The organism is Mycolicibacterium vinylchloridicum (assembly GCF_013404075.1).
GTDB lineage: Bacteria > Actinomycetota > Actinomycetes > Mycobacteriales > Mycobacteriaceae > Mycobacterium > Mycobacterium vinylchloridicum.
Genome location: NZ_JACBJQ010000150.1, coordinates 1 through 2,542 on the forward strand (window position 1 = coordinate 1; position 2,542 = coordinate 2,542).

The following is a 2,542-nucleotide window of genomic DNA, read 5'->3' on the forward strand; positions in this document are numbered from 1 at the left end:
TGTCCGTGGCCATGAAAAAGTACCCGCTGGTGGCCAAGTAGAGGTCCCCGCTGGTGGCCAGATAAAAGTCCCCACCCTGTGTTCGTCGTGTCGATCAGGAACTGTGGGCCCCGATGGTGACGGTGAAGGTGCCAACCAAACGCCACCACCACCGGGGAGTTCCATTGAAGTCTGCGAAGGACCGCATGGACATCATTTCCGCCTACCAACAAGTCGGGTCGTACCGAGGTGCTGCCGACCTCTGCCACACCACCCCCAAGACCGTCAAACGGATCGTGAAGAAGTTCGAAGCCGGCGATAGCGCACCGCCACGGGCCCAACGGGCCCACAACTACGATGCGGTGACCGACCTGGTCACCGACCGTGTCGAGAAGTCCCAGGGCCGGATGTCGGCCAAACGGATGCTGCCGATGGCCAGGGCTGCCGGTTATCAGGGATCCGCCCGTAACTTCCGCCGCCTGGTCGCCGAGGCGAAGACGTTGTGGCGCAACGAGCATCACCGAGGGCGACGTCCCGCGGTGTGGTCACCGGGTGAGTATCTGGTCATCGACTGGGCCCAGGCCGCGCCGGGATTATTCCTGTTCTGCGCGGTGCTGGCGTTCTCACGGTGGCGCTTCGTCGCGTTCGCCACCGACCAGAAGGCATCCACCACGCTGGCGTTGATCGCAGAAGCATTCAATGCGATCGGTGGTGTTCCGGCGCGAGTGCTGGCCGACCGGATGGCGTGCCTCAAGGGCGGGGTTGTCGCCAACGTGGTGATCCCGACGGCCGAATACGTAAGATTGGCAGGACATTACGGATTCACTCCGGATTTCTGCCACGCCAACGACCCGCAGTCCAAGGGAATCGTGGAGAACCTCTGCGGCTATGCCCAACGCGACCTGGCCGTCCCGTTGTTGACCGAAGCCGCCATCACCGGACGGCCAGTCGATCTGCGGGTCGCGAACACCGCCGCCGCAGCGTGGTGCGCCGAAGTCAACGCCACGATGCATTCGGAGATCTGCGCCGTTCCCAACGAACGGCTGATCGTCGAACGTGAACTGCTGCAACCACTGCCGACGCTGCGGTTGCAGATCGGGGCACCCTCGGTACTGCGCAAGGTCGACCGACTGTCATGTATCCGATACGGCTCGGCCCGCTACTCCGTACCGACCCGGCTGATCGGGACCAACGTCGCCGTCGTGGTCGATCACGGCGCGGTCTGTCTGGTTGAACCGGCCACCGGGATGATCGTGGCCGAACACGAGCTCGCCGCCCCAGGCAGTGCGTCGATCCTCGACGGGCACTACGACGGGCCACGACCAGCACCGAACCGGGGTCCACGACCCCGAACCACGACCGAGCAGCAGTTCTGCGCCCTGGGTGCGGATGCCGAGGCCTTCCTGGTCGGGGCAGCGGCGATCGGCAACACCAGGCTGGGCTCTGAACTGGAGGTCCTGCTCGGGTTGGGAGCCGCGCACGGCACCGACGCACTGACCGCGGCGTTGCGTCGGGCGGTGGCGTTCCGGCGGTTCCGTGCCGCTGACGTGCGCTCCATCCTGGCCGCCGGCGCGGGAACACCGCAGCCCCGCCCGGCCGGTGACGCGCTGATCCTGGACCTCCCGGTCGCCCCGATGCGTTCGCTGGACGCCTACACCGTGAGCCCGGCCGACGGGGGTGTCACCTCATGACCAGCACATCAGCGAAGGCCGTAAAACCCGTTGCGCCACCGTCGGTTCCGCCGCTGGCCGCTGATCTCGACGCCGGGTTGCGGCGACTCAAACTGGCCGCGATCCGACGCACCGCACCTGAAGTGTTGATCACCGCGAAGACCCAACGCTGGACCCCCGAGGAGGTGCTGCGAACCCTGATCGAGACCGAACTCGCTTCACGGGATGCCTCCAACGTCGTCAACCGCCTCAAGGCCGCCGGCTTCCCCGTCACCAAGACACTCGAGTCGTTCGACGTGACAGTCTCCTCGATCCAGCCGAAAGTGTTCGACTACCTATCCAGTCTGGAATGGATACGCACACAACAGAACCTGGCCATCATCGGACCTGCCGGAACGGGCAAGTCCCACACCCTGATCGGACTGGGAGTCGCCGCCATCCATGCCGGGCACAAGGTGCGCTACTTCACCGCCGCCGACCTCGTGGAAACCCTCTACCGCGGCCTGGCCGACAACACCGTCGGCAAGATCATCGAATCCCTGCTCCGGGTCGACCTGATCATCCTCGACGAACTCGGCTTCGCCCCACTCGACGACACCGCCACCCAACTATTGTTCCGGCTCGTCGCCGGCGCCTACGAACGCCGCTCCCTGGCCATCGGCTCGCACTGGCCATTCCAAGAATGGGGCCGATTCCTACCCGAACACACCACCGCCGTCAGCATCCTCGACCGGCTCCTGCACCACGCCACCGTCGTCATCACCGACGGCGACTCCTACCGCATGAAAGACGCCCAACACCGGAAGGAGAACACCCAACCAACCTAGGAATCACCACACGGGGTGGAGACTTTTATCCGGCCACCAGCGGGTACTTCCATTTGGCCATTGACA

General features: G+C 64.9%; 2 protein-coding genes. Both read left to right on the plus strand.

From position 1 onward, the window contains the following. Window positions 1-164: 164 nt before the first annotated feature. Window positions 165-1,670 (plus strand): IS21 family transposase, encoded by a 1,506-nt coding sequence (istA, locus tag HPC46_RS34155; RefSeq protein WP_179476404.1) that lies wholly within the window; start codon window positions 165-167, stop codon window positions 1,668-1,670. Beyond that, on the plus strand, window positions 1,667-2,476 hold the full coding sequence (gene istB / locus HPC46_RS34160) for an IS21-like element helper ATPase IstB (RefSeq protein WP_179476405.1): 810 nt from the start codon (window positions 1,667-1,669) through the stop codon (window positions 2,474-2,476). The genes istA and istB overlap by 4 nt, the downstream gene beginning before the upstream one ends. Window positions 2,477-2,542: the final 66 nt, after the last annotated feature.

What these genes read in the sequence shown, in the direction of transcription:
- istB (WP_179476405.1), top strand. Translation starts at nt 1,667, where the DNA reads ATGACCAGCACATCAGCGAAGGCCGTAAAACCCGTTGCGCCACCGTCG.